The following is a 21,101-nucleotide window of genomic DNA, read 5'->3' on the forward strand; positions in this document are numbered from 1 at the left end:
TAGCCCCCCTTTAGGCTTGTGGCATCTGTTTGCGTTCTTGGATGACGTTGTCGATGACACCGTATTCTTTTGCTTCTTCTGCACTCATAAAGAAATTTCTTTCTGTATCTTTGCGGATTTGGTCAGAAGTTTTTCCTGTATGTTTACCATAAAGATCGATGAGTTTATCTTTGATCTTTATGATTTCTTTTGCAGAGATTTCGATATCGGAGGCTTGTCCACCTGCACCACCGTAAGGTTGGTGTAACATAATTCTTGAGTTAGGAAGTGCCGAACGTTTCCCTTTGGCCCCACCCGCAAGTAGGAGTGCAGCCATAGACGACGCTTGCCCAATACAAAGGGTACGAACCTCAGGTTTGATAAGTTGCATGGTATCGTAAATGGCAAGACCAGAACTCACATAACCACCAGGGCTATTGATATAAAGATAGATGTCGCGATCAGGATTCTCTGCTTCTAAAAACAAAAGCTGTGCCGAAATGACATTGGCATAGGTTTCATCAATGGCAGATCCAAGAAAAATGATCCGATCTTTCAAAAGCCGTGAAAAAATGTCATATTGGCGTTCGCCACGGCTTGTTTGTTCAATTACATAAGGCATGAGTGTCGACATAGTTTACTCTTCTTTCCCGCTGAGAATTTTCTCTGCTTCTTCCGTTGAAATTGTCTTAGGCGACTTCTTTTCTACCTCAGCGTATACAAACTCGTCGATTTTATCAAACAGGAATTTGTCACGGTAGAAGGTTTCCGCCTTTTGTTTTTGGACTTCTTTTTTCAGAGTTTCGGCAGGAATTCCTTGCTGAGTGGCCTCTTTTTCGTATCCGGCCTCCACTTCTTCGTCAGAAATCTGGATTTTGTGGTCTTCCGCGATTTTCTGCTTCAAAATGTAGGTTTGGATGCGTTTTTCTGCCGCTTTGGAGAAAGACTCTCGGACTTCTTTTTCTTCCTTGTTCAAACGTTTTGCATAGTCAGCCAGGCTTGTGACAGGAAGGCCAAATTCACGCATAAAGTTTTGGAAAACTGTTTCTGTTTCTTCGTAAATCAAAGATTCAGGAATGATGAACTTGGATTCTTTGATAATTTCGTTATACGCATCATCTGTGGCACGTTTGGTGAGAGCGTTTGCAAAAATTTCAGATAATTGTTTTTTTGTTTTTTCCTTTAACTCTTGCAAGTTGGCAGAACCATCCACTTCGGATGCGAAATCATCATTGATATCAGGATAGGTTACTTTATAAATCGCAGACACTGTGACAGTGTAGGTAATGGATTTTCCAGCGGACTCAGGGGACTGAGGGTAAGAATCTGGATAGGTAAACGAAAACTCTTTGGTATCGTTTAGTTTCATTCCAAGAAGATTCGTTTCAAAACCTGGTGGGTTTTGGGGAGCTCCCATTTGGAATTTACCTACTTGGCCTTGTTCTGGATATTCTTTTCCAACTTCTTTAAACTTATAATTGATTTCGAGTAAATCTGCAGATTCCACAGGTTCTCCCTCTTCTTTCAAAGAGTTACGAGCCATGTTTTTTTGGATTCCTTCCAATTCTTTTTGGATGTCTGCATCTGAAATTTTAATTTCTTTAGGTTGGATTTTGATTTTCTTTAACTTAGGTAAGGTGACTTCTGGTTTAGTGTCATAAGTTGCTTTGGCTTTGGCACCTGTATTTTTATCAAAAGTTTCCATTTGGAACTGTGGCAAACGGATTGGTTTGTGTTCCAATTTATCAAAGAGGTCTGCCATCGCTTGGTTTAACATAATGTTGGCAGCATCATCCATAACAGAATCACCCAAAACTTTTTCGACCATGTTTAGGGGAGCTTTTCCAGGGCGAAAGCCAGGTATTTTTACTTTTTCAGATGCATTTTTGTAAGCCTTAGAGTAGGCAGAGCGGACTTCTTCAGCGCTAAATTGAATGCTGAGGTCACAAGTTGCGTTGTTATTTTTTTTAGCCGTAAATTCCATCGTATTATATCCAGTGTAAAAAAAGAGAGTGTAGTGGAAAGAAAAAGAAGCGTACCTTCATTAGCGGGAAACGGGACTTGAACCCGCGACCCTCTCCTTGGCAAGGAGATGCTCTACCGCTGAGCTATTCCCGCAGAAGGTTTGTGAAACCATCATTTGGAATCGGGACAAATCGGCAAGGAAAAAAGACCGAAAATTGCAAAGGAAAATAGGAGGTTCACAAGGAAACCTCCCCATGCAAATGTTATCAGTTCAGAAAAGCCACTAAACCAACTAACAAAGCTTTAACGGGACGGCCAACTTTGTTTTGTCCAGGCTTGTTCCCAAAACATCCACTCATAATTACAACTTTGTTGGAAGGCCACTACTGCCCTTTTTTTAGAATCCTCATCGGCAAGGTCGGCATACTTTTGCAATCGGGCCAGGAGGTTTGTCATGTATTCGTTAAACCCAGGATCAGAATACATACGAAGCCAAGAGGCATAAGGATGTTCGTCTGGAATCGTTCCTTTTTCTTTCAGCAGGTGTTGGCCTAGGTCAATATAAAGCCAAGGACAAGGAGCAATCGCCGCAAATCCCTCGACCACGGATCCTTTCATCACCGAGGCGATCATATGGTTTTGGTAAGCTAAATTGTTCGGAGTCGGTTCTGTTTCTGCTATTGTTTTTGCATCATAATCCAATGTTTTTCCATATCCAATATGCAGTTGGCCTTCTACAACAAGAGCCATTCTTGCCGCATCGATGAGCCAAATTTTGTCTTCCGGATCGGTGACTTTTGTGGAAAGAATGGCACAAGCATCCGAGAAAGATTCTAAGTATTTGGCATCTTGGATTTGGTAAAAACGAAAGATTTTTGGATCCAAAGTTCCATCGGCAAGAGCTACTACAAAAGGATGAGAAAACGAGGCACCAAATGATTGTTTAGCGGAAATCTTACAGCGTTCTGCAAAACTAGGAATGGGAAAGGGACTAGTCATATTGACTCCAGATACATTATTTTATAAGCAGGGGTTTGAGGAAAGGATACACAGTGTCCGCTACCAATTTGTGTCCTGCTTCGGTAGGATGGATTCCATCTTTTTGGTTTAGTTTACGAATGGAAGCTACTTTTTCCAAAATAAAAGGCACTAGGGGAACTTCTTCTTCTTTCGCAAGTTCAGGGTATAAAGAGTTAAAAGCAGCCGCATATTTTTTCCCCATATTAGGAGTAGCATACATCCCAACTAACAATATTTTGGTGCCTGGGTATTGGGATTTGATTTGGCGAATCATAGACCGAAGGTTTTCTTTTGTTACCGTGGGGCTAATCCCTCGCAACATATCATTGGCACCTAACTCGAGTACAAAGATAGATGGTCTTTCTGCCAAAACCCATTCTAACCTACCAAGACCACCACTGGTAGTATCACCAGAGACTCCAGCGTTTGTCATTTTATATGAATAACCTTCCGCTTGGATGCGTTTCGTTAAAACATGGGGCCAAGCATCTTCAAAATCAAGGAGCCCATACCCTGCTGTGAGAGAATCACCAAAGTAGATAATCCGTTTGGTTTCTTTCAATTCTTGGGTAGCCGCTGAGTTTGCATTCGTTTGGTCAGAAGAATTTCCACAGGCGAAAAACAGGAAAAAACTGATAAATAGTAAGTAAGGCATCATCCATTAGATTGTTAGGATTGGATGAAAAATCAAACATTTTTAAATCGATTCAAAAACCAACTCATCCATTGGCGGGCCAGCGTGCCCATGAATGGATTCTGGCAAATTAAGGGATTAGTAGATTTTATCTGCGTCGTAGAAAAAAGAAACTCCTGGCATGATATAAAACTCAGTGACAGTATGTTTGATAGAAGCCGACATTTCTGAAAATCCAATATAAACACTTCTTGCGGAATAATCGCTTCTGGGAACATTACCCACTGTGTCACCTAAGTAAGATTCGTAAGTTCTTTTTACATCTTGGCGGATCATACCAATGTCCAAGGTAAACCGACAGTATTGAAAAGAAGATTCTAAATTCAAAATGGTTCCCTTATCTCTCACCTTGCCACCATAAGCTGGAACCACTCCATTGAGTTGGGAACTTCCGTCAGTAAAAACTTCCTGGATGATTTGAGAACCTAACACAGAAAAGTTTCCTTTTCTATCTAATAATTCCACACGGGCACGTAGTTCCCACCAATCCCGAAGTTTGAATTTAGCAAAAATACCCGGTAAAATTCCTTTCATAGAATATTCGGCGTTGGCATCTCCTCCAATCGACCAAGTCACTTTATTCGGGACCGATGCTTCTGGCCGACTTGTGGAATAAGAACCGTATGATATATTGTTTCGTTCCGTATAACGATGGAAGTTGATGGAAGGTCCAATCATAAAAATTTTGGAAAAAGGATGTGTATAAGAAAAACGTAAGTGTTGGCTTACACCTTCAAATCGTAACAATCGGTTTCCTTCAAAAGTACTGGCCCAATAAGTATCGGTTCGAGGTGAAAAAAAGTTATTGGAGGCAGGAAGGTCGCGACTATAAACACCAAGTGAGGTATCTTCTGCAAATTGAATTTCAAATTTATTTTTATAACCGTACCGAATGTCCCAAAACTGAGAATTGACTCCTAAATCTTTGGATGGTTTGTAAGGAATGGATAGAGGTGCACCTGGTTCTGAAATTTGACGGAAGAGTGAATTTTGAAACCAAGCAGGGCCAGTTTCATTCAAAATGGCAGGAGATAATTTTCCAATCCCCCAACCACCACGAAACATCAATCGATGTTCATATACTTGGTTGAAGATATCCATCTTTGTTTTATTATCTTCACGGTCTTCCAGAGCAACAGATGTTTTGTTTTCAGAATCTGTTCCCTCTTGTTTAGTTTCTGGACTTTTGACTTCTTTTGAAGTTTCTTCTGCAGACAAAGAAAATTGAAAAACAGAAATAAGAATTATAAATACAAAAGTAATACGAAAGGTTTTCTGTAAGAGAATGGTTTTCATTTTAGTAAACAATGCGAACCGTCCCAACGTAAACTTCTGTTCTACGGTTTTTCTTTTCCGCAAGCATTGTATCTACTATTTTGTGTAAATCAGCGAAACCATCCACTTCCTTAAAACGTTCTTCAACAATTCTATGAATTAGTTTTAATTCAAGTTTTACGGATTGAGAACGTTCCTTACTTAACTTAAGGTTCATTGAGAATGCACCCACACTATCCGTGTGTCCACCAATTCGACAATTGGTTTCAGGGTATGCTTCCATGGCGTCCCCAACTTTGGCGATGAGTTCTTTTGCTTTTGGAGTGAGAGTTGATTTTCCAGAGGGGAAAGCTACGTCTCCATCGATCACAATTAAAAGTTCTCGTAACCTTTTTTCATCATCTTCAATACGTTTGAGTTCGACCCCTTTTCCCACAAGACTTCCACCGACTTCTTCAAATGGAGTTCCGGAGTGTTCAAAATCACTGCGAAGTCCTTTATACAATTTCTCCAAATATTCCGAAGTTCCCAGTTTATCCAAAGAACCTTCTGGTAAACTCCCCAAATAGTCGCCGGCTTTCTCCTCTTTCGGAGTGACACATCCGCAAAATTTTTGAAAAGCAACTGAATCCTTCCATTCTTGTTTTACAATACTATTACAATTGATAACAAATAACAAAAGGAAGGTGGAATGAATTAGGAATGATAAGTTTATTCTTTTACGCATAAAGCCAACAATCCTTATATTTGAAAACGACCGCTGAAATCAATTGATAAATTCTATACTCTAAATTTAACACCATTTAGGATGTCGTTCTGCTCTGATAACATAAACTTGCCATATAGATTAGGAGAACCCACTAAAACAAGCTCTGAAAAATCGCTACAAATTGCCTAGTAATTCATCACCAACTAACTCTTGTCTGGAGGATGGGTCCAAAATTGTATCCATAATGGTTTTTCGTTGCTCCGAATGGATAAAAACAAAGAATTGGACTAGCGCAAACAACTGGTGGCCTGAAATTATTTATGAACTATTATCAACAAATTCGAGCTTCTTTCTTAATCCTCTTTGTCTCATTATTTTTGTTCCCAAGCTGTAGCGGACAGGTCACCGCGGGTGATACCTTCCTGTTTGGGTTCAGTGAAAGGTTTGATCGTTTGTTTGGAAACGAAGCAGCTGTGGCTTGTTCTACTGATGTGACTCTAACAACAAAAGCAGTGTCACTTGTGGAAGATGGGAATGTATCCGCAACTTTTAGTACGACAGAGGACTCTGGAATTACCCCTGCTCCAACTGAAAACGATTGGGGGTATAGTAGTTTCGAAACTTGTATTTATCCCAATTCACCGTTTAGCGGATCTGTGGAAATTCCAGTCACGGTAACATCTAACTTTGGTTCAAGGATCACTTCTACTCAATCAGTTCCTGGGCCTGCGGCAATTCCAACCAAACTTACTTTTACTGCAAATGGATTAGCAGCAAGACAGTGTTTTAGATTTACAGTTGTGAACGATACGGATAGAAGTCCTGTTGTCGATCCAATGACCGTTGCATTAGGTACTATGATCCAAAAGGATGGAAGTGGCAATGTCACATCGGGAACTTATTCTGGAAAGGATGCTTGCGATATTGCAGTATCTTTAGAAGACGATGAAGCACCTGGTCTAAGAGTTTCTAATATTCGGGTTATGGAAGAACCTGGACCCTCGGCCACAACCACTAATGGGACTTTTAAAGTTAGACTAAGAACAGCTCCAACAGCCAACGTAACAATTCCCATCAATGATATTTATGATGCAGTGAATGTCGGCAACAGGGAAGGAACTACGAATCCAACAACTTTAACTTTTACAACAGGAAACTGGGGAACTGACCAAACCGTTACAGTTTCTTCCGTGGATGATTTGGAACTGGATGGATTAAAAACTTATACAATAGAGCTTGGAAGAACAACGAGTACTGATTCTGAATACAATGGAATCAAACCAAGGAATGTAGTGGTTTACAACTTAGACCAGAGTGTTCCAGGATTTACTGTCCTCAAGTTTAATGGTGGTTCTACCATCTCTTCTGCAAGTATAAGCATTCCAACAATTTCCGGATTTGCCACTGATGAAAATAATCAATTGGGAGATAAGTATGCAAACTTTCAAATTCGATTACGCTCCAAACCAACTAACAATGTCACACTGAATTTCACATCCAATTGTGGCACTAAATGTACAATCCAAACCCCAACTTTGACATTTACGACGACTAATTGGAATGCTTATCAAACCTTTAGAGCGATTGGAACCACAGATTCTGCGAATTCCGGAAACCAAGACTATACAGTTTCCTTTACTGTAAGCTCTTCAGATTCAACTTATAGCACCACCGTATACAAACCAAATTTTTCGATTCGATCCTGCGATAATGACGGAACACATCTCATCCAACCTTGTAATTATTCTGGTTCTCCTTTAGGAACTACAGGCGGTCGACTCAGTGCACAGGAAGGTGGGGCTACACAAATTTGGCTCATCACACAAACATCCCCTGCATCCCAAGTAACCGTTGGCCTCAATTCCACGGACACAACGGAGGGAACAGTACCTACCAATGTAACAATCGATTCCAGTAATTATAATGCTATGGAAACAGGAGCGACAAACAGAATTGCATTGGCCCATGTGGATGATGCTCTAGTGGATCTAACACAAAATTGGACGATTACCACAGCTACTTCCACTGGTGGTTTAAGCTATGACGCCATTGATATTTTTGCAGCCACTACAGATGATGAAAAAGCTTTCTATGTGACACACACGGGTTCTACCAGAGAAGGAACAGCAAATGTAGCAACAGTCCACGTTTGTTTGGGAGGTAATAACCCAACGCAACCAGTTGTATTGAATATAAGTTGCAAAACATATACGTCTGGAGAAGCAGCGTTTGGAGAGTGTGGAACCATCACAACATCACCTATTACATTTCCAGTGAACAGCGAAGTAGAAACTATGAATGCTTCAGATGCAGGTTGTGCCAACTCCGCAAACAAACAATCATTCACGGTAAGTGGTCTTAATGATACATTTGCCGATGGGAACCAGACATTTGACATTCGATTTGCTATGGTTGCCAATACAGATACGAATTACCAAAATGCAACTAATCCTTCTGACCATTCGATTACTAATGAAGACGATGAGCCAACAGGAAAGAAAATATTTGCAACATCCAACTCATATAAGGGAGAAATGGGAACCGATGGAGTTTTTGGCGCTGACCTTACTTGCAATAACAACAAACCGACCGGAGTTTCTGGAACCTACAAAGCTTTAATTGTCAGCAATAGTGTTGGCGATGCTTCCATTGCCAATCATAGAGTCCCAGGTGGAATCAACTGGGTTCTTTCACCTAGCTACTATTACTTCCGATGCACGGGATCGGGATATTCTGTCTGTAGTGATGAACATACTAGACTCTTTATTACCGACGGTTCTGCACTATTTAACCCAACGTCTATGTCCCGCGATTTTTCAACGACTTCAGCCGATGAATTTTGGACAGGAATGACCAACACGCTTACTCCAGCGACACAGACAAGCACTCCAAATTCTACTGCTTGTAACGATGGAACTCTAGTGTATCGCCACAACTGTCATGGCTTCAACTATGAAACTTGTACAACAAATGCAGCAACCTATTTCTATGGAGAAATTTGGGTACGAAATGGTGCAGGTTCCGTTTCGAGCGCAGAGAGAAGATGTGATTTACAGAAAAAACTGATCTGCGTAGAACAATAACAAAACATTAGTGCAATACCTTTAACTTTTCTTTCAATGACTTGGCGGCCATAGCAAAACCGCCGTCCGCTCCATCCACAAAGTGAACTTCCTCAGACGAGGCGACTTTCAGAACACAGGTCATCAGAGACCTGTTGGATACATAAATTCCATAACAAAGAAGGCCTTCTTTTTCTAAATTTTCCAAAAACTCAACAAGAGCTTCCCTATGCTTAGGAGATCCATCAATGACCATTTTTAAAGTTCCGTCATACTTACGAAAGTCAGCCGAAAGCACTTGGTAATCTTTCAATTGGTTCAACGAATAATGTCCTGATCGAAGAGGAATTCCAAACCGCATCGCAATGGCCATCACTGTTCTTTCGATCCAAATTTGAGTGAGTGTTAGATAAAACTTAAATCCACTGGCCTTACCCACTCGGGCTTTCGCTTCGTTTCGTAAGTAAGGGCCCGAATCAAGTTCAATCTGATTCACTCGCAATGGATGATAGTCCCCTTCCTCGCCATATTCAGAACGAATGAAATTAAGAACACGAGTGACTGTTTTTTTACAAACTTCAAAATCTTTGTGGATGGGTTTGACTATAAGAGAAACAATTTCGCCTCGTTCGCTCGGAACATCTTTCCACCGGCAGGTAAAACCAGTAAAATCGGCGGGCAGTATCTTTTCATTTTCGCGAACTAGGTATGATTCGTCTTTTCCTTCTTTGATCCAAGTTTCTGCCAAGGGTAAGGCATCACCAAACAAAGAACATTGGACATAGTGGTCAGACGCACGAAATTTACTTAAAAATAATTCGGCTCCTGCACGATACAACTCTTGCACCGGCACAATCCCTGCCCTCATTTCCAAACCAAAGGCAGACCGCACTTGGGAGATGGTATCAGCAATCGCAGAACGAATGGGGAATAATAAATTGATAGGTAATAAAAAAGTAACTCCGTCCCCACCAAATACAAAGGGAAAGTCCATATGCCCATAAACATTGGCAACAGCAATGGCAGTAAGTCCTCCGGCTGTGTTTACATCTTTATAACGACCTTCTTCAATGGCCTTAGTGGACCCAACAATATCGGTAATGAGAATGAACCAATCATCAGGTACCTTTGTGGGCATATTGCCATCAAACAAATTTTTGAAGTCGGGACTTGGCTTTAGGTTTTTATAAAAATCATCCACAGAAACTCAGACGATGGATTTCAGATACAAAGTAGATATTTTTCTTGGTTGTCTCGGAAAAGCCGTCCGTAAATCGTACTATCATACCTTATGAACAAAGTTCTTCTTCGCACATCCTTTTCCCTTTTCCTCCTTTTCGGATTTTTTGGCTCTTCCTATTGTTTTGGATTTTATTTAAACGAACTTGCCGCCAACGAACGAAAGGTTTGGTTAGAGGAAAAAGCTTGGGCCATCACCAATTCCATGACGGAATCGGAACTAGTAGGCCAAACCATACACATAGCTATTCCCCAAAAAACAGTAGATGCGATTGCTTTAGAAGAAATTGCGGCAACGAAGCCGGGAGGAATCATTCTCTTCGGAAAGAACTTAGGTAAAAAGGAAGAAATCCTCTCTCTCACAAATGGATTACAATCAGCTGCTAAAGACAAAGGGCTTTCTCCCTTTCTCATATCCACAGACCAAGAAGGTGGACGAGTGTTCCGAGTCCAAGATGGAATCACACCATATCCTGGTGCCATGGCTGTTGGCCAAACAGGAAATACCGAATGGGGAGAAACAGTTGGCTTTGTTACATCTTATGAACTCCGTAGCCTTGGTCTCAATTTTTTATTTGCTCCCGTTCTTGATATCAACAACAACCCTCTCAATCCAGTGATCAACACACGTTCGTTTGGTTCTGATTCCAAACGAGTATCGGATGTTGCGGTGGCTTATGAAAGAGGAGCTCGGGCCGGAGGATGTCTTCCCGTCATCAAACACTTTCCTGGTCATGGGGATACCACAGTGGATAGCCATTTAGGCCTTCCTATCATCAACAAAAGTTTAGAAGAGTTAGAACAATTGGAACTGGTTCCTTTTAAAAGATCCATTGCTGGAGGAGCTGAGGCAGTGATGTCCGCTCATATTATGTATCCCAAAATTGATCCACAGTTCCCAGCCACACTTTCTAAAACCATACTAACCGATGTTTTACGAAAAAATTTAAATTTTGATGGAATCATCATCACCGATGCGATGGAAATGCATGCCATCTCCAAAAATTATGAAAAGGACAGACCGGGAGTTTTGACCTTACTTGCTGGTGCCAATATTGTACTTCTTACTAGTTGGGGAGAAACAGCTCGAAAGTTCAAAGCCCAACTGAGTGATGCTTACCAAAACGGGGAATTTCGTTATGTAGACAAAGACGGTAAAGAACATGACAAATTAAAAGAGGCTGTCCAAAAACAAATCCGTAAAAAACTAGAACTAGGCCTCTATGATGAAAACTCTATCCTGCCAAAAGTTTACGAAGAAAACCTAAAACAAAAAGAATTCTTAACCAATTGGAATTTAGAAAGAAACCAAAGATATACAAAACTCAGTCAGTCTAAAAACTTTGTGAAGGAAATCAACGAAGACTCGATTCGTTCTTACCCAAAATCAGTTTTGACCTCAAACATCTTACCAACAGAAACAATTTCGTTTATAAAAAACAATCGTTTGAAAGAGACTCTCAAAACAAAAAAAATCGATTCCGTTCCTTTTAAATCCTTCCAAACGCAGGTAAAAAACAAAACCTTCACCACTTATCTTTTTGATTCCACTTCGGAAACCGAAGTGCTTTCCGTTGCTACACTCGCGAAAAAAAATCCTACAAAACGATTTATCATTTTGCATGGAGGAACTCCGTTTATCAAACTTCCCGAACTTCCTAACTTACAGTATTTACTATCTTTTTCTTTGACCCAAGGATCTTGGGAAGCGTTAGGTGAGAAACTCACCTCAAGCAAAGAAATCCCGAAAGTAGATTTGATTTTATTACCAAAAGGATCAAAGACACCTTCGAAAGGTGCCTTCCCTGAAAGATTGTAATTTGTTTTAAGCCAATGCTTCTCTGATACCACCACGTTTGCGGATTTCTTCATATAAAGTTTTCCGCACTGTTTCATCCGCATCAACATAACGAAGTAAATACAAATCTGACTTTTGTTTGGTGGGCATCATTTTGGCTCGGATTTGAAACATGGGACCGTGTTCAAAACTAAAACTGACTTCCCACAAGTCTTGTTGTTTCCAAATTTCTTGCGAAATCCCTGCAGGGAACGTAAACACAATTCCTCGGTCCGACAACTTTTCCGAAAGAGTAATAAAGGACGTTGGCGTATCTTTCATTTCAAATCGTTTTTCGTTATTTTCTTTTTGATCCTTTGCAATTCTTTTTAAAACTTCTAATTGTTTATCAATATTTTCTTCTGTAAGTAATAGTTTATTTTTATCCAACTCCAATACTTGTTTTTTTTCATCAGGTGGAGGCCAAGGAGAAACAGTGATGGATATTTTATCCGTTAACATCAAATGAGATTCCCCTTTTCTTTCTATCCTTCCGTTAAAATGAAAAATGGCTCCACTTTCGTTGGTTCGAATCACTTTACCTTCGAGAAGATAACCGCCGCTACTGGGTCGAAATACATATAATTTTGCTTCCTTACCTGGAACTAATAAATCCTTAGAAAGACCTTTGATAGAAAGAAGGAGTTCATCGGTTGTTTTTTGCATCACATAGGTAAGTTCTTCACGTCCATCGGCTTCCAATGCCGCAACTTCGCCGACTGTCAGATCGTTTAAGGAAAGGATTTCTTTTTTGAATTCTACCCCAGAACGAAAGAGTTTATCAAAAAGATCCACTTCCTTTTCCGTCGTATTGGCATTAGATTTTAGAAAGTATCGATAGAGTGCATTTTTTAATTTGTTTCGATTTTCAGGCAAAAGATAAATTTCGCGTTCCTCTTCACTCAGGTGGTCATAAAACGCATGGAGAATATTCAGCTCAACCTGGTTACATTTTCTTGCGATCGCATATCTTTGAAACTCAACCCAGTGGTTTACGACACTAGCTTGTTTATTTTGTAAATAATTCATCACCTTCACGTAAATAAAGGCGGCAACTCCCATAAGAAAGATGTAAAACAGGTAGATAATATCAAATTTTGGAAAAATCCAAACGACTTGTGCTATAAAATTCATAATTTACTTTTCCTCATATCCGTATTGTGTCGAATGGAAGCAAGGTGAGTTCTTCCTACTTCAAAATTATCGGCAAAAATCCTCTCAACGGGACAGTGGTTCCCCAAGGAAATAAAAATGAAGCGCTCCCGCTTCTCGGAGCCCTCCTTCTTTGGGAAGGAGACGTCATATTAGAAAACCTTCCAGAAATCGCAGACGTTCTCAAACTCATGGAAGTCCTCCGCCAAATTGGAGTGGAAATCACTGCCCTAGATACAAAAGGATCATACCTCTTTCAGAAAAAAAATCCAGTGAAATCGGATCTTCCTTACGAACTTTGTTCCCAACTCCGAGGGGCCGTGACACTGGCAGGACCCATCCTTGCTCGCACAGGAAGGGTATTCCTACCGAAACCTGGTGGTGACAAAATTGGTCGCCGTCGGATGGACACACACTTATTAGCATTAGAAGCACTCGGTGCCAAAATTGAAGTATTCCCTGATGGGTATATGATCACTACGGACCGTTTGGTGGGAAAAGACATCCTTTTGGATGAAGCCTCCGTAACCGCAACAGAAAACGCGGTTATGGCAGCTGTATATGCAGAAGGTGTTACCACCATTCGTAATGCTGCGTCCGAACCCCATGTCCAAGGTCTTTGTCGTTTTTTAATTGCTGCTGGTGCTAAAATCGAAGGAGTAGGAACAAACCACCTAACGATTACAGGTGTGAGTTCGCTCTCTTCCCCACCGAGTGGACTCCGACATAGAATTGGATCCGATTATTTAGAAATTGGATCCTTCATTAGTCTTGCTGCCGTCACAGGAGGAGAAATCCATATCACTGATGTCAATCCAGAAGACATCCGTATGATTCGTATGGTTTATTCACGTCTTGGCATTGAAGTGAGACCCACTGAAACTGGAATTTTAGTTCCTGCCGACCAAAAGATGGAAATCATCCCCGATTACCATGGAGCCACACCTAAAATTGATGATGCCCCATGGCCTGGATTTCCTGCAGATATGACTTCTGTCGCTCTTGTCACGGCGACTCAGTGCAAAGGAACTGTTCTCATCCACGAAAAACTTTTTGAATCTAGGCTCTTCTTTGTAGACAATATCATAGCGATGGGAGCCCAAATCATTCTCTGTGACCCACATAGAGCCATTGTGATTGGTGCCAATCGTTTGTATGGGCAACGAGTCGCAAGCCCTGATATCCGCGCCGGAATGGCGATGATCATTGCTGCTCTTTGTGCCGAAGGCCAAAGCGAAATTCATAACATTGTTCAGATAGATAGAGGTTTTGAATCGATTGATACCCGGTTGCGTTCGTTGGGTGCTCAGATCGAAAGAGTCTCCGATTAAATGAAACGAAAGGATCTTTTCCGGGAAGGATTTAAGTCTGTCTTTCAATTTACCTTTACGAAAGCGGATGAACTAACGGAAGCCATAAAAGAAGTTTGGGAAGACGAAAAAACTCCCAAACCAAAGTCCGCTCGCAAAAAAAAACCACCATCTAGCATTGAAAAGTCGGTTTCAAAGCCAACAGTTGTCCGTAAACGGAAAACTAAAATGTTCCAAACTCTTTCTCTTCCCCCTGGTGCTTCTCCTGATTTCTTTTCTCTTTGTACTGGATGTAACGAATGTATCTTTGCTTGTCCTTATGCTGTTTTATTCCCTGTATCCATTCCAGAATCGGGAAAATCTTATCCACATTTTGATCCTAATGCAAAGGCATGCCATCTTTGCACCGATTGGCCTTGTATTAGTGTTTGTCCTGAAGAAGCGCTTATACCGTACGAACTGTCCGGTGAAAAACCAAATTTTGGTAAGGCGAAAGCCATCACAGAACATTGTATTAACGAAAAAACAGGGGAATCGACTTGTAATGTTTGTATCGTTACCTGTCCTATCGAAAAAACTGTTAAATTTAAAGGGAATTTGCCAACTTTTGCATCATCATCTTGTACAGGATGTGGGCTTTGTGTTGAATCATGCCCTAGTTTTCCCAAAGCCATTCAAATCAAATTTAAAAAATAATAACGATCGCCTATCAATCGTTTTAGAATCTAAAATCGTCGCAAAACATCAAAAAATTGTTATTCGGTGAAAAAAATATCTTGAATTTTTGAGTGAGAAGAGAGATACCCTTGTTAGAGCAAGGGAATTTCCCTCGTCAAAAAAAAGATAAAATTTAGATTTAAAGGAAAAGAAAGCTATGGAACCACAAAAAGTAGGCCCAGGACAAATTGACAAAATTGCAGAGGATTTGAAAAAAGATCCTGAAAAATCCATTGGAAATTACCTTTTCAAAGGATTCAGAATTCAAATCTCTAAATACAAAGCTTCCGGCGCTGAGAGAGTTCAACAACTTTATAAAAGAAGAAGAGCTCAAGGTCTTTGCATCGTTTGTGGAACTAAAGTAACTCGCAAAAATCCTGTTACTGGAATTCTTTACAGACTTTGTGACACTCACAGAGCGGAAATTGACCAAAAAAATAAAGAAAAAGCAAAAGCAAAAAAAGGGAAATAAACCTTTCTCCGCATTTTTCTAACTAAGAGGGGACTTTGGTCCCCTTTTTTGTTTACAGACCACTCCAACCGCATATCTTTTTTGTCATGAAGTCACTCTTACCAATTTTAGCCTTAACCCTAATCGGATGTTCTCAAATGATCTGGCGCCAAGCACAATTGCCTGAGGAAGTCTCTCCGACTAACGACCCTAATATCAATTTAATCCTAACAGTTGGGTATGAAGAAAAAGATTCATGGAATCCGATGAATGGAACCACCGACAAACGAAATTATAAGAGTAAAATCAAATTAATGAAAAATGGACCGACAGGTGGAAAGCCCTTAAAGGAATGGGATCTACCTTCTTGGTCACTTGGCGATGGTATTTTTTACCACACAGGTTCTTCCACTTTATTTGTGTTATATGGAAAGGATGATGAGTATGGAACTTTAAACCAAACTCTTTCTTTATATCCCGAAACCGGCGGCGCATTTTCTTATCCTGCAACTCCCGAAAAACGCATTATTTTCCAAATGGCACCCTCTCCTAACGGTAACTTGGTGGCTCTAGTCACAGCTAGTCCCACTGCGGAAGGAGAATTTTCAGAATTTGAATTGAATCTCATCCAACTCTCCGACAAAAAAATCCAAAGTTTTCCCATCAATTTTTGGACGGCCCTTCCTTTGTATGGAATTCGTTGGGCAGAAGATGGAACAAAACTTTATCTTCGAACTCCCGATCGCATTTTGGTTTGGTCAGGAAAAGAAATCCAAGAAACCAAATCCTTTCCCGATTGTTTTACCGTTTCGACAAACTTCGGTAAATGGGCTTATGAATCGGCAAGTATAGGCGAAGGTGGAAATGTGGTTCTTGGGAAAAAGCTACCGGCACCCCGACAAATTTCCAATATCGACAAAATCAAACTCTGCCGCTAAACAGGGTCGGTTTCTTTCGCTTAACCTTCCACTGGAAAGAAACGACCAAATTGATTGATTTAGGGAAAGGGACGGACATAGATGTCCTCCTCCCCTTTTCCTTCCACACTTGCCGAAACCAAGTGAAAACCGAACCCACTTCCCAGACTTCAATTGACTTGATTTAATTATGTCACATGATTGGATGAGTGAAAAGCCCCCATGATTGAAAAGAAATTTACGGAACATATCGATGCCATTTCCAAATACCTGAATGTCGTCGAAAAAATTGAACCCATTCGCAAAAGTGGGGTCGTTGTATCCGTTGTGGGCAATGTCATTTACTCCCAAGGACCACCTGATTCGAAAGTAGGTGAAATCTTAGAAGTGGAACGTGGTTCGGATAAAGGATACCTGGCTTGTGTCCTTGTAGGATTTAAAGACCATTTATACACCTTAATGCCATTAGGCGATACGCAACAAATATTCCCTCATGCATTTGTATTTTCTTCTGGTAGACAAATCACTCTCAATGCTGGGCCTGAACTTTTAGGTCGTGTGTTAAACGGTCTTGGTAAACCAATTGATAGTAAAGGAATCCTTATCACCAAAGAAGAAAGACCTTCCGAACCAAGGTTTTTAAATCCACTGGATCGTCCTCCGATCACTGATGTGTTGGAAACGGGAGTACGTGCTATCGATGGAATGTTGACTGTGGGACGTGGCCAAAGGATTGGAATTTTTTCTGGATCTGGTGTGGGTAAATCAAGTTTACTCGGAATGATCGCTCGTTATACGAATGCTGATGTCAACGTCGTGGCTCTGATCGGCGAAAGGGGTCGCGAGGTAAATGAATTTCTACATGTAGAACTTGGCAAAGAGGCATTGGCAAAATCAGTAGTTTTTGTAGCCACCTCTGACTCATCCAAAATGGAACAAGTGAGTTGTGCCAACTTAGCCTGTTCTGCAGCAGAATACTTTCGAGAAAAAGGAATGTCAGTCAATTTGTATATGGACTCCCTCACTCGTTATGCGGAAGCACTGAGAGAACTATCGATTGGGGAACCAGTCGTGACAAAGGGATATGCTTCCAGTGTCTTTACCAAAATGGCAAAACTTGTAGAAAGAGCAGGAACCTCACATAACGGTGGTTCCATAACCGGATTTTATACAGTGTTAACTGATGCAGAAGATGATATGGATGATATTGTAGCAGATAAAGTGCGAGGATTTATTGACGGACATATAGTTCTCACAAGAAAACTTGCTGAACAAAGTCACTATCCTGCCATTGATGTTCCAGCCTCCCTTTCTAGGCTCATGCAAAAAATTGTAAACGAAGACCACTATATGCGTGCCTCGATTGTGCGAGAGTTGATCTCCAAATACAAAAACTCTGAAGATATCATTTTACTCAATGCCTATGTTCGTGGTGCCGATGAAAAAGTAGATATGGCCATTGATAAAAAGTCACAGATTGATGACTATCTGAGACAAAGGATTGAAGAAAAGTCTAGTTACAACGATGCCACAAACCGACTCACTAAAATCTTACAATCTTCCACTCGCAACGACGACGATTTCTAATCTATTTCTAGAATCACTAGAGTCACGTCATCATCCGGAGAACGATTGCCTGTAAATTCTTTGATCCTTTCGAGTAACAATCGTTTGGATTCAGAAATTGGATACCCACTGTATCTTTGTACAATATTTTCCCAATTTTCCTGACCTATCATTTCTTTTTCAGCGTTTGTCGTTTCTGTAATCCCGTCAGTATACAACACAATCCGATCCCCGGAACGAAGGGATACTACATCTTCTTGGATATCCAACTCTGGGATCCAACCAATGAGTTTCCCTTGTGGCAAACTAAGTTTTGATTTGGATTCCCCTACACGGTTGATAATGAGTGGAGGGTGACCACAACGTGCATGGATCATTTCTTTAGTTTCTAAATTTATATATATATAGGACGCAGTGAGAAAAGCACCTTTCATTTTTCCGAGTAAGGTGGAGTTGATTTGGGTCATGAGTTGGGCAGGTTCTCTAGACAAACGAATTTGAGTAGAGAAGGCAATCTTTAACATGGCAGAAATGAGGGCAGCAGGAATCCCATGCCCCGATACGTCGGCAACCATCACACCCAGTTCTGTTTCCGAAATCGCGTGAAAATCAAAGAAGTCTCCCCCCACACTATCCATTGGTTCATAATAAAACTCTGTTTTGATGCCTACAATATTGGGCGCTTCTTCCGGTAGAATAGAACTTTGGAGTTTTCTTGCAAGCCCCAACTCATTTTGAAAGGCAATGAATTTGTTTTGTTCCTCTACTGCCTTTTTTAAAGTAATTAAGTTCTTGGCACGGGAGATTAACTCTCGTTTGTCGAAAGGTTTTGCTAAATAATCATTTCCGCCGGCCTCTAAAGAGGCAATGATATCGGTAATTTGATTTTTAGCAGTTAAAAACAAAATAGGAAGTTGGTATAAAGAATAAGATTCTCGTAGCACAGTACAAACATCATACCCACTCATTCCTGGCATCATAATGTCGAGGAGCATTAACTCAAATGGACCATCGTCCCGTACCATACGAATGGCATCTCCGCCATTGGATGCCTCATGAACGTCACAACCAATGAGTGTTAGATGGTTTTTCAAGACTTGCCGATTGATGGGTTCATCATCAACAACAAGGACTTTGATTTTCTCTCCATCATATTCCTCAGTGGTTTCTTCAATCGGTTCGAATTCGGGAGACTCACCACCAAACCATAAATCGGTTTTTTTGGTAGGTGGTTTTTCCATCGGGATTTCCCCTTCCCTTGCCAAAGGTAAAGTGAATCGAAAAGTAGAACCTTCTCCTTCTGAAGATTCTACCCAAATGGTTCCGCCATGTAACTCCACCAATCGTTTGGAGATGGCAAGACCAAGACCCGTTCCACCAAACTTACGTGTGGTGGATGCATCCACTTGTTCAAAAGATCTAAAAATATCTGCAAATTTATCCTGAGGAATTCCGATTCCCGTATCCTTTATGGAAAGGACTAACATCCTTTCCATAATTTCTGCAGAAACATCGATGCGACCCTTCTCTGTAAATTTAATCGCATTCCCAATAAGATTAAATAAGATTTGTTGGAGTCTTGCTTCATCACCTAAAATCGGAGGAAAATCCATAGGAACATGATTTCGCACCGTTAGATTTTTGGTTACATAAAGAGGTCTTGAGATTACAAGAACCAAATCACAAATTTGGTGGAGGTCTATGGCCTTGAGATCCAAATCTAAATCTCTATTTTTCATTTTGGAAAAATCCAAAATATCATCTACAAGGGAAGACAAACGTTTTCCAGAACTCACAATCATTCCTAAATTCTGTCTTTGTTCTTGGTTGAGCTTTCCCCCAATTCCATCAAACATAGATTCGGCGATACCAATAATCCCATTTAAAGGTGTTTTTAATTCGTGAGAAGTATTTGCTAAAAACTCATCTTTTAGTTTGTCTAAGGCAAGAAGTCTTTTGGATAGAGATTCCACATCAGAAAAAGCTCGGCTGAATCGTCTGGAGAGGGTTAAGGATTGTACTAAAATAAATACAAAAATTCCAATCGGAATTGCTTCCACTGTATATACGATCTGGTAGGCATTCAGTAAATCTATAAAGGCAGCTATCGCTACAGAAATAATCCCTATCGCAAATAACAAACTACTTTCTTTTCTATTTACTACTGCACGTAACACCCCTTGCAAAATCAAAAGAATACCCGATAAAAAAACAATATGGAAGTATCCATTTAACTTTGTATAAACGGGCGTTGGTAAAACCAAAAGAAAACTGATAAAAATTAAGGTTGGGAAAAGTAAAAGTCTATCCATCCAACGCGGATAAAAGTTTGGATAAAATTCGCGAAAAAACGCGAAGAATAAATAAGGAGATAAATAAAACGTTAGGTATTCAATTCGTAAGCAGAAGTTCCAAGAGATATAGGGAGACAATTCATTAAACACAAATCTCTCGCCAGTAAATAAGGTGCGAAGGGACAAAAGAAGTGCCGCAAAACCAAAGAGTAAATTTCCTTTATCGGATCGTCTAAAATAAAATAATCCAAAATGATACAAGGCAATAATAAAGACAGCTCCTGCTAAAAATAAAGAGGAAGCTAAATCTTTTTCATTTTCTTTAAATAGTTTGTTCCACTCACCTACATAAGGCGGTTCCCACATCCCACCCTTGTCATGGTGGTAGTTGGAAATTTCCACCAAAAGTTCGTTAGGTCCGTCTTTCCAAGGTAGAGGGTAAAATTGAAATTGGTAAGAAGGACTTGATTCTTCGGGATTTTTGGAAACCACACCAGAGGATCCAAGGAGTTTCCCATTCCAATACACTCGTGAAGCCGTAGCTAAATCAACAAGTTTGATTCCGTACACTGTGTCTAGATCAGTTCCATCTGGTCTTTCCAAAACCAACCTGTAGGTTCCATACCCATTCCCGGTCCCCAGTTCTGAATTCCAAATCCCAGGAACCAAAAGTTGGAGTTTTGACTCAGGCACTTCGCCCGTTTCCGAGAGGAAAGTATGGGGATAAAAATCCCATTCCCCTTCTAAGTGGACAGGAATTCCCTGACTTTTTCGCACGATCTCAGCTGGGGAAGTCGCAAACAACGGAAGTTCCGTTAGGCAAAAGAGGACAAACGCCAAACCAATCAAATGTAAGTGTTTATAGGACAATATTGCAAGTTTTACTCATTTTTTTAAAAATACGAGTAAAAAAG

16 protein-coding genes and 1 tRNA gene are annotated in these 21,101 nt (G+C 40.5%); 7 read left to right on the forward strand and 10 right to left on the reverse strand.

Features of this window, described 5'->3' with window-relative positions; genetic code table 11:
- Positions 1–10 precede the first annotated feature (10 nt).
- The 7 genes from clpP to LEP1GSC203_RS06370 form a co-directional block, all read right to left on the reverse strand.
- The gene (gene clpP, locus LEP1GSC203_RS06340) at positions 11–613 is read right to left on the reverse strand and encodes an ATP-dependent Clp endopeptidase proteolytic subunit ClpP (RefSeq protein WP_002972986.1); all 603 of its coding nucleotides are present in this window, start codon (positions 611–613) and stop codon (positions 11–13) included.
- Positions 614–616: 3 nt separating this feature from the next.
- Positions 617–1,963 (reverse strand): trigger factor, encoded by a 1,347-nt coding sequence (gene tig / locus LEP1GSC203_RS06345; protein ID WP_002972981.1) that lies wholly within the window; start codon positions 1,961–1,963, stop codon positions 617–619.
- Positions 1,964–2,025: 62 nt separating this feature from the next.
- A tRNA-Gly gene (locus tag LEP1GSC203_RS06350) sits at positions 2,026–2,097 on the reverse strand.
- A gap of 150 nt (positions 2,098–2,247) precedes the next feature.
- Positions 2,248–2,943 (reverse strand): TenA family protein, encoded by a 696-nt coding sequence (locus tag LEP1GSC203_RS06355; RefSeq protein ID WP_002972961.1) that lies wholly within the window; start codon positions 2,941–2,943, stop codon positions 2,248–2,250.
- 16 nt (positions 2,944–2,959) lie between these two features.
- Complete coding sequence (locus LEP1GSC203_RS06360; protein WP_002972970.1) at positions 2,960–3,619, reverse strand: arylesterase; 660 nt, start codon at positions 3,617–3,619, stop codon at positions 2,960–2,962.
- A gap of 117 nt (positions 3,620–3,736) precedes the next feature.
- A complete protein-coding gene (locus LEP1GSC203_RS06365; RefSeq protein ID WP_198008565.1) occupies positions 3,737–4,954 on the reverse strand; it encodes a hypothetical protein in 1,218 nt (405 codons plus the stop codon).
- A 1-nt stretch (position 4,955) separates the two neighbouring features.
- Positions 4,956–5,660 carry an OmpA family protein gene (locus tag LEP1GSC203_RS06370; protein WP_002973051.1) on the reverse strand — a complete coding sequence of 235 codons (705 nt, stop codon included), beginning with the start codon at positions 5,658–5,660 and terminating at the stop codon, positions 4,956–4,958.
- A 302-nt stretch (positions 5,661–5,962) separates the two neighbouring features.
- Between LEP1GSC203_RS06370 and LEP1GSC203_RS06375 the strand changes: the two genes are divergently transcribed.
- Positions 5,963–8,725, forward strand: coding sequence for a hypothetical protein (locus tag LEP1GSC203_RS06375; RefSeq protein WP_002973187.1), 2,763 nt, complete (start codon positions 5,963–5,965; stop codon positions 8,723–8,725).
- Between the two features lie 7 nt (positions 8,726–8,732).
- Here LEP1GSC203_RS06375 and LEP1GSC203_RS06380 read toward each other — a convergent pair whose 3' ends face one another.
- Positions 8,733–9,905, reverse strand: a complete 1,173-nt coding sequence (locus LEP1GSC203_RS06380) for a DUF3095 domain-containing protein (RefSeq protein ID WP_002973038.1) — start codon at positions 9,903–9,905, stop codon at positions 8,733–8,735.
- Between the two features lie 90 nt (positions 9,906–9,995).
- On the opposite strand from LEP1GSC203_RS06380, the gene LEP1GSC203_RS06385 reads away from it, so the two are divergent.
- Entirely contained in the window at positions 9,996–11,762 is a 1,767-nt protein-coding gene (locus LEP1GSC203_RS06385; protein ID WP_002973178.1) for a glycoside hydrolase family 3 protein, read from the forward strand.
- A 6-nt stretch (positions 11,763–11,768) separates the two neighbouring features.
- On the opposite strand, the gene LEP1GSC203_RS06390 is transcribed toward LEP1GSC203_RS06385, so the two are convergent.
- Positions 11,769–12,914 carry a hypothetical protein gene (locus LEP1GSC203_RS06390; protein WP_002973031.1) on the reverse strand — a complete coding sequence of 382 codons (1,146 nt, stop codon included), beginning with the start codon at positions 12,912–12,914 and terminating at the stop codon, positions 11,769–11,771.
- Positions 12,915–12,958: 44 nt separating this feature from the next.
- On the opposite strand from LEP1GSC203_RS06390, the gene murA reads away from it, so the two are divergent.
- The 5 genes from murA (at position 12,959) to LEP1GSC203_RS06415 (ending at position 17,914) form a co-directional block, all read left to right on the forward strand.
- Positions 12,959–14,263, forward strand: a complete 1,305-nt coding sequence (murA, locus tag LEP1GSC203_RS06395) for a UDP-N-acetylglucosamine 1-carboxyvinyltransferase (protein WP_002973023.1) — start codon at positions 12,959–12,961, stop codon at positions 14,261–14,263.
- Positions 14,264–14,938 (forward strand): 4Fe-4S dicluster domain-containing protein, encoded by a 675-nt coding sequence (locus LEP1GSC203_RS06400; RefSeq protein WP_002973097.1) that lies wholly within the window; start codon positions 14,264–14,266, stop codon positions 14,936–14,938.
- Positions 14,939–15,116: 178 nt separating this feature from the next.
- Entirely contained in the window at positions 15,117–15,431 is a 315-nt protein-coding gene (locus LEP1GSC203_RS06405) for an LIC10235 family protein (protein WP_002973161.1), read from the forward strand.
- A 137-nt stretch (positions 15,432–15,568) separates the two neighbouring features.
- Positions 15,569–16,348 carry a hypothetical protein gene (locus tag LEP1GSC203_RS06410; protein WP_002973013.1) on the forward strand — a complete coding sequence of 260 codons (780 nt, stop codon included), beginning with the start codon at positions 15,569–15,571 and terminating at the stop codon, positions 16,346–16,348.
- Between the two features lie 201 nt (positions 16,349–16,549).
- Entirely contained in the window at positions 16,550–17,914 is a 1,365-nt protein-coding gene (locus tag LEP1GSC203_RS06415; RefSeq protein WP_002973123.1) for a FliI/YscN family ATPase, read from the forward strand.
- Here the strand turns inward: LEP1GSC203_RS06415 and LEP1GSC203_RS06420 are convergent.
- Positions 17,911–21,057 carry a SpoIIE family protein phosphatase gene (locus LEP1GSC203_RS06420; protein ID WP_002973062.1) on the reverse strand — a complete coding sequence of 1,049 codons (3,147 nt, stop codon included), beginning with the start codon at positions 21,055–21,057 and terminating at the stop codon, positions 17,911–17,913. The genes LEP1GSC203_RS06415 and LEP1GSC203_RS06420 overlap by 4 nt on opposite strands.
- Between the last annotated feature and the right edge of the window lie 44 nt (positions 21,058–21,101).

The sequence above is a fragment of the Leptospira terpstrae serovar Hualin str. LT 11-33 = ATCC 700639 genome, assembly GCF_000332495.1.
In the GTDB taxonomy this organism is placed as follows: Bacteria; Spirochaetota; Leptospiria; order Leptospirales; family Leptospiraceae; genus Leptospira_A; species Leptospira_A terpstrae.

Coding starts and splice junctions, on each gene's coding strand:
- LEP1GSC203_RS06365 (WP_198008565.1), bottom strand. CDS start 4,954: ATGAAAACCATTCTCTTACAGAAAACCTTTCGTATTACTTTTGTATTT.
- LEP1GSC203_RS06360 (WP_002972970.1), bottom strand. CDS start 3,619: ATGCCTTACTTACTATTTATCAGTTTTTTCCTGTTTTTCGCCTGTGGA.
- LEP1GSC203_RS06355 (WP_002972961.1), bottom strand. CDS start 2,943: ATGACTAGTCCCTTTCCCATTCCTAGTTTTGCAGAACGCTGTAAGATT.
- LEP1GSC203_RS06415 (WP_002973123.1), top strand. CDS start 16,550: ATGATTGAAAAGAAATTTACGGAACATATCGATGCCATTTCCAAATAC.
- LEP1GSC203_RS06375 (WP_002973187.1), top strand. CDS start 5,963: ATGAACTATTATCAACAAATTCGAGCTTCTTTCTTAATCCTCTTTGTC.
- LEP1GSC203_RS06405 (WP_002973161.1), top strand. CDS start 15,117: ATGGAACCACAAAAAGTAGGCCCAGGACAAATTGACAAAATTGCAGAG.
- LEP1GSC203_RS06390 (WP_002973031.1), bottom strand. CDS start 12,914: ATGAATTTTATAGCACAAGTCGTTTGGATTTTTCCAAAATTTGATATT.
- clpP (WP_002972986.1), bottom strand. CDS start 613: ATGTCGACACTCATGCCTTATGTAATTGAACAAACAAGCCGTGGCGAA.
- LEP1GSC203_RS06385 (WP_002973178.1), top strand. CDS start 9,996: ATGAACAAAGTTCTTCTTCGCACATCCTTTTCCCTTTTCCTCCTTTTC.
- LEP1GSC203_RS06410 (WP_002973013.1), top strand. CDS start 15,569: ATGATCTGGCGCCAAGCACAATTGCCTGAGGAAGTCTCTCCGACTAAC.
- tig (WP_002972981.1), bottom strand. CDS start 1,963: ATGGAATTTACGGCTAAAAAAAATAACAACGCAACTTGTGACCTCAGC.
- LEP1GSC203_RS06400 (WP_002973097.1), top strand. CDS start 14,264: ATGAAACGAAAGGATCTTTTCCGGGAAGGATTTAAGTCTGTCTTTCAA.
- LEP1GSC203_RS06370 (WP_002973051.1), bottom strand. CDS start 5,660: ATGCGTAAAAGAATAAACTTATCATTCCTAATTCATTCCACCTTCCTT.